General features: G+C 52.7%; 3 protein-coding genes. 2 read left to right on the top strand and 1 reads right to left on the bottom strand.

Annotation, left to right across the window (positions count from 1 at the left end; genetic code table 11):
* On the top strand, positions 1-304 hold a 304-nt coding region (locus LX87_RS28385), incomplete at its 5' end, for an integrase core domain-containing protein (protein WP_146624572.1).
* Between the two features lie 747 nt (positions 305-1051).
* Here LX87_RS28385 and LX87_RS28380 read toward each other — a convergent pair.
* On the bottom strand, positions 1052-3835 hold the full coding sequence (locus tag LX87_RS28380) for a PAS domain S-box protein (RefSeq protein ID WP_170139502.1): 2784 nt from the start codon (positions 3833-3835) through the stop codon (positions 1052-1054).
* A 1434-nt stretch (positions 3836-5269) separates the two neighbouring features.
* Here LX87_RS28380 and LX87_RS28375 point away from each other — a divergent pair.
* Positions 5270-5526, top strand: a 257-nt coding sequence (locus LX87_RS28375) for a hypothetical protein (RefSeq protein WP_211325392.1), incomplete at its 3' end; no start/stop codon positions are given.

The raw sequence follows: 5526 nt of genomic DNA, 5'->3' as shown, positions 1-5526 counted from the left end.
CCACATTCGAAGCGCCCCTTTCCATCCCATGACCCAGGGTAAAATTGAGCGCTATCACCGGTCAATGAAAAACGTTGTCTTGCTTGAACACTATTACAGTCCCGATGAGTTGAGTAGGCGGATTGGTGAATGGGTCGATTATTATAACAATCATCGCTACCATGAATCACTTAATAATGTGACACCAGCTGACGTTTACTGGGGCCGCCAGCAGGATCTGTTGGCGGAACGGCAAAAAGTCAAGCACTTAACGCTGTTGCAACGGCGGAAAAATTATATTTGTCAGCAAGCACAAAGCGCTTAAAGCCTCTCTTCCCTTTCCAACTTAAGTTGTCCACTTTCTGCTGACGACGTACACTACATTGAGGGCTGCGGGGCCGCCCGGCGGTATAATCATCGACGGAAACATTCAAACTTACAATACCAGACCCCTAGTCAACAAAAGTCTTGTTTTTACACCTCCCCCAATGGCGGCTTAAGAAAAATCTCCAGCGCACTGTTGCAAGTTCAACCATGATTAGGAGCCCTGTCCCTTTAATCCGCTTATCCTCCTACTTACAGTTCCTTTATTCTTGTGTTTTGATTGGTTTATGGTAAGGGAGGTTTTATAGTAAGGATTCAGAACGGCCCTTCCAAAAAAGGAGCAGCAAAAATGAGTCTCTTTGGCTAGTTTGGGGCGCATTTTTAATAGGAGAGATTATTGACAATTTTAGTGATGAGAGCTTTACGCGCCAGGCTGTTAACGCTTTGCGTGATCGTGATTTGTGTAGGAGGTTGTTATACCCGGGTTTCAAAAGGATGAACCGGTTGTGTTTGTGTGGATAGATGGCACAGCCGCGCAACCGGACGGGAACCTGTTCCTGGCATAGTGGTGTCGATCACTAGATTTATAAGTATTGGCGGAACCTTTCCCTTTATCCCCTTTCCAATAAGTTAGATCCTGCTTAACTTAATGTCCAGTCAAATGCAGCAAGTCCAATATTAAGATCAAATTATAGTGTGTTCACTTACATGGCCTACGCATCAACAAACCGGTTTCGGTTAGTAAGCTTTACTCCCGGGCAGGCAGCTCTTCCAGTAACGAGATCAAAGCCTGCAGATCAATCGGTTTCACCAGATGCGCATCAAAGCCCGCCTGCTTCGCTCGTTGTTTATCTTCCTCCTCACCATACCCGGTAATAGCGATTAACACAACCTCCTGACCCCAGGGCTGCTGTCGGATCACTCGACAGGTTTCGTAGCCATCCAGCTCGGGCATCCCAATATCGCACAGAATCACCCCCGGGCGTAGTTCCTCGGCGGCCTGCAGGCCCTCGCGGCCACTGTGGCACGTATGTACTTGATAGCCTCTTTGCCTGAGCGTCTGGGCCAGCAGAAAGACCAGCCCCTGATTGTCATCAATCACCAGAATCCGCTGACTGGCTGGCTTGGCAGAGGCCGTGGTTACTTGGGACGATCGGTCTTTTGGGGCTTCCTCTAGTAGCGGTAAGCAAATAACAAACTCACTGCCCTGACCCAAGCCTGGGCTAAAGGCCTCAACCCGTCCCCCGTGCTTTTCCACCAGCCGCTTGACCAGCGTTAAGCCAAGACCTAATCCGCCCTGTGAACGCGCCAGGGACGTATCCACCTGGACAAACAACTCGAAGATGGCCTCCAGCTGGTCCTGAGCCAGGCCAATACCGTTATCGGCTACCCGTACCATAGCTTCCCCGTTTTGAGCCGTCAAATTCACCCAGACCTGCCCCTGCGGGCCGGTATAACGCAGCCCATTGGCCAAGAGGTTGGTCACCACCTGTAAGATCCGGGCAGAATCTGCATGAATGAACAGAGGAAAGGGTGAGTCGGTTAGGTGGAGCTGCTTGTGGAGAGCCGCATACTGGGGACGAATTGCTTCGATGGCCTCCGACACTAGAGCTCCGAGTTCAACACGTTCAGGCTTAAGCAGGATTTTACCCCGGCTGATGCGGCCCACATCCAGCAGCTCATCGACCAGCCGGACCAGGTGATTGACCTGCCCATTGATCAGGCGCACGGTTTGCTGGTGGACCGGATCGGTTTCGTCCGTCCAGCTCAGCAGGCCTATACCCAGGCGGATGCTGGCCAGGGGGTTGCGCAGTTCATGGGCCAGCATGGCCAGAAACTCATCCTTGCGCCGACCGGCTTCTTTCAGGGCCTCTTCGGCCTGTTTTAATTCACTGATGTCGGTGATGAGAACCACGATCCCCGTCATCCCGCCCTCATCCTCCCGAATTGGCACGGCCACCACCCGGGTCCAAATGGCAGGCCCCTCCTCCGGGGTATAAAGCATTTCCAGGCCGGGCACCACCCGCTCCCCCCGCAGCGCCCGGGTACCGGGGTATTCGTCGGGTACCAACCGGCGGCCGTCCGGGTGATACGCCCACCAGCGATCCTGGCGTTCCGGGTCCCGGGCGGGGACGATTCCCGTCGGGGCAAACCGCTGCATCTCCCGGTTGGCCAGCACCAGTCTACCGTTGGTGTCAACTTCGGCCACCCCAATGGGCAGGCTTTCGAATACAGCCGACAACCGGGCCTGGCTGGCCCGCAAGGCCTCCTCAGCCTGGACGCGCTCGAGGCGCGGCAGCAGCCGGTTCATCACATCCGTCAGCAGGGCCACCTGGTCGGGCTGCCAGTCGTAGGCAACCGGCGAAAAGAAGGCCAGCATCGATTTCCAGCTGGCCTCCCGGCTAGAAGGCAGGCCCAGGTAGGAGCCAATGCCCAGAGCGTGGAAAGCCGGGGCATGAGCTTGGGCATCGGTTTGGGTATCGGCAATCACGATATTTTCCCCCTGGCGCAGCCGCCGGATGGTGTCCGGACTAAAGAAGGCTAAAAGATTAGCTTTCTCAGGTGGTAGCAGCTGGTCCTGGGACCACCACAAACCCCGGTACGCTTCGTCGACGTCGGACTGAATCTGCCAGATACTAAAGGAGGAAATGGGAAAAACAGCCCTGAGCTTCTGGCCAACGATGCTCATAATTTCCTGGGTATCCCCCTGGTCGGCGATGGCTTCACTGATATCGGCTAACAGGTCCTGATGAGTCTGCTGGCGTTTGCGCTCGGTGATATCTTTGAAGACCACCGCGAATAGCCCACTGCCACGCTCACCGACCGGACCCGCGTACACATCGTACCAGCGGTTTAAGGCGACGACCCTTCTTTCAAACCGGACCGTTTCGCCCTGAAGGGCTACCCGGCCGTAGGTATCAATCCAAGAGTCCTCCAGTCCGGGTACGGCCTGACGGGCCGTTTGGTCCAGCACATTTTCGATGGTCAGGCCCGTCAGGCGCTCAAAGGCCGGATTCATCTCCAGAAACCGGTAATCCAGGGGCTGGCCCGCCGGATCGGTCAGGATCTGACAGAAGACATAGGCCTCGTCAATGGAGTTAAATAAGGTGCGGTACTTCTCTTCCGATTGCCGCAGGGCATCCTGATCTTTTTTGCGTGGGGTTACATTGGTAAATAAGACGCCGATTGGGGTGGGTACCTGATCGGTGATGGGAAAGACCTGCACCTCCATCCAGCGGTCCAGGGAAGTAATGTAGCCCTCGAACTTAACCGGTTGTGCCGTTAAGGCCACGGCCTCAAACTGGGCCATGATGGAATCTTCTACCGCAGGAAGTACTTGCCGCAACGTTTTGCCCACCACCTGAAGAAGACCCGACTGCTCTTCGAAGGCGTGATTGGTCAACAGGTAGCGAAAATCGCTGGGAGCACCCGCCGCCGTAGCGACTTTTTCCAGCAGGCAAAAGCCCTGGCTCATGCTTTCGAAGGCCATACGGTACGTGGCAAGCAGGATATTGGAAGGCAGTTGGGGCATGGTCATCGCCTGGTTACAAGTAAGGAAACCAGCTTATTTTCAATAAGTTCTAAAACAGGAGACTAACCGATTCAAGGGCCTGCGTGCAGTCCTCTGGCCGGTTAGCCGATCGGCTGGCTTGCGGGGAATGATTCGGATGTTGGATTGCGTTCCAGGAGCGTCCCGGCATTGGACCAAAGAACAAGTCTGAAACCGCTAGGCGCTCAAGTATAGTAAATAATCCGTCTTTTTGTTTTTACAAGGGACTTTAGTGAGCAAAGAGGTGGGCTACCGGTGTTAGAAAAAGGGCTTTTCGGTTACTTCCCCCTGAATAGCAGGGCCAAAGTCTTCAAAGTGAATGGTGCGGGCATCCACTCCCGGAGAATGGAGGTTCTCAATAGGCTTTTTTATAAATTCGCCAGGACCACAGAGGCAGTAATCCGTATCCGGTAGATAGCCTTCTTCTCTTTGCTCCGTTCTACATACGCTTTGGAATCAGTATCCTGGTCCTGGCCATCGAGTTTTCGTAAAGGGTATATACCGACATAATGCGGTGGCAACCGCGTTTCCCCGGAAGCCCCCAATCCTGATGATGGGCCGGTCTTTTCCCGCTGAAATCAGGTATTTCAGCATACTCACAAAAGGAGTTCTCTGTACCCCCCACCACTAATAAATGCGACCTGGTTTTATCCATATTCAGCGTATAGTCGCTGGCAGAAGTTGCTACGTCTAGGGTAATGCCTTCCGGAAGAGGTTCATGCAACAGGTTACTGACAAAACCGGCAAGCCACTGCTGGCTCCCAACTTCTGTTTTGACAGAAACCCGATAATAGCCGGGCCGTAAAGATCCCCATCAAGGATAGCGAGTCTGGTACGCCACAAAATGTAAACCAGATGATCTTTCTACCGTTCTTCACGAACAATCCATCGGGCCGGGGATGGACTTGTGTTTATGGCTCTGAATCCTCACCAAAAGGCATGAAAGAATGCTAGCCATAGAATCTAAGTAACCGGGCCCAGATGCTGCTTCAAATATCCATGGTTTACTGAAGCACCATCAAATTTTGGTATACCTGCCTGGACTAAATCGCTTTCCTATTCGCTCCTCTTACAAATTGATTCGCCAAAAAGCTTAGTTTTTGGATACGCTGCTGGTTGAAGGTAAATCCCGCCGCGATTCCGGGTCAGCAGAGCCATTCAAGAAGGCATATTTTTCTTGGACCAACAGGCACGGCTATTTTAGTGTCATACAAATTTAGCTTCCCGGCAACCGACTCAAGTAACCGTACTACCGCTAAAGCTATCGTAAATGTTATCGATCACTTATAGATATAAACATGGCATTGTTATTGCCTTTCCCTAGTGCCACGAGCTACTTTCCAACAACAGTGTAACTGAACAATTAGCGGCTTTTGCGCTGTCAGTGGGTTTATGGGAGCAAATAAAGCACGTATTATGATACGAAAAAGTTTGGTGATGATGTGGTTATTGGTGCTGCTTTCAGCGGTTATAGCCTTGTTTTGGTATAACGACTGGCTGTATCAGTTGCCTACGCCCGTCCCCGAAAATTATAAGCCGGTGAAAACCGGAACCGTGATTGCTTTACAGGACCGCCTGGCGTTACCGGCCAATAAACCCGTTCTCCTGCATTTTTTTAACCCGGACTGCCCCTGTTCACGGTTTAACAAGCCCCATTTTAAGGCACTGGTCCG

Source organism: Larkinella arboricola (genome assembly GCF_003259745.1).
Taxonomy (GTDB): domain Bacteria; phylum Bacteroidota; class Bacteroidia; order Cytophagales; family Spirosomataceae; genus Larkinella; species Larkinella arboricola.
Note: the sequence above shows the minus strand (reverse complement) of the source record. Positions and strands in the feature narration are given on the sequence as shown.

Bases quoted from the DNA above. Each gene is read 5' to 3' on its own strand.
- LX87_RS28380 (WP_170139502.1), bottom strand. From the start codon at position 3,835: ATGCCCCAACTGCCTTCCAATATCCTGCTTGCCACGTACCGTATGGCC.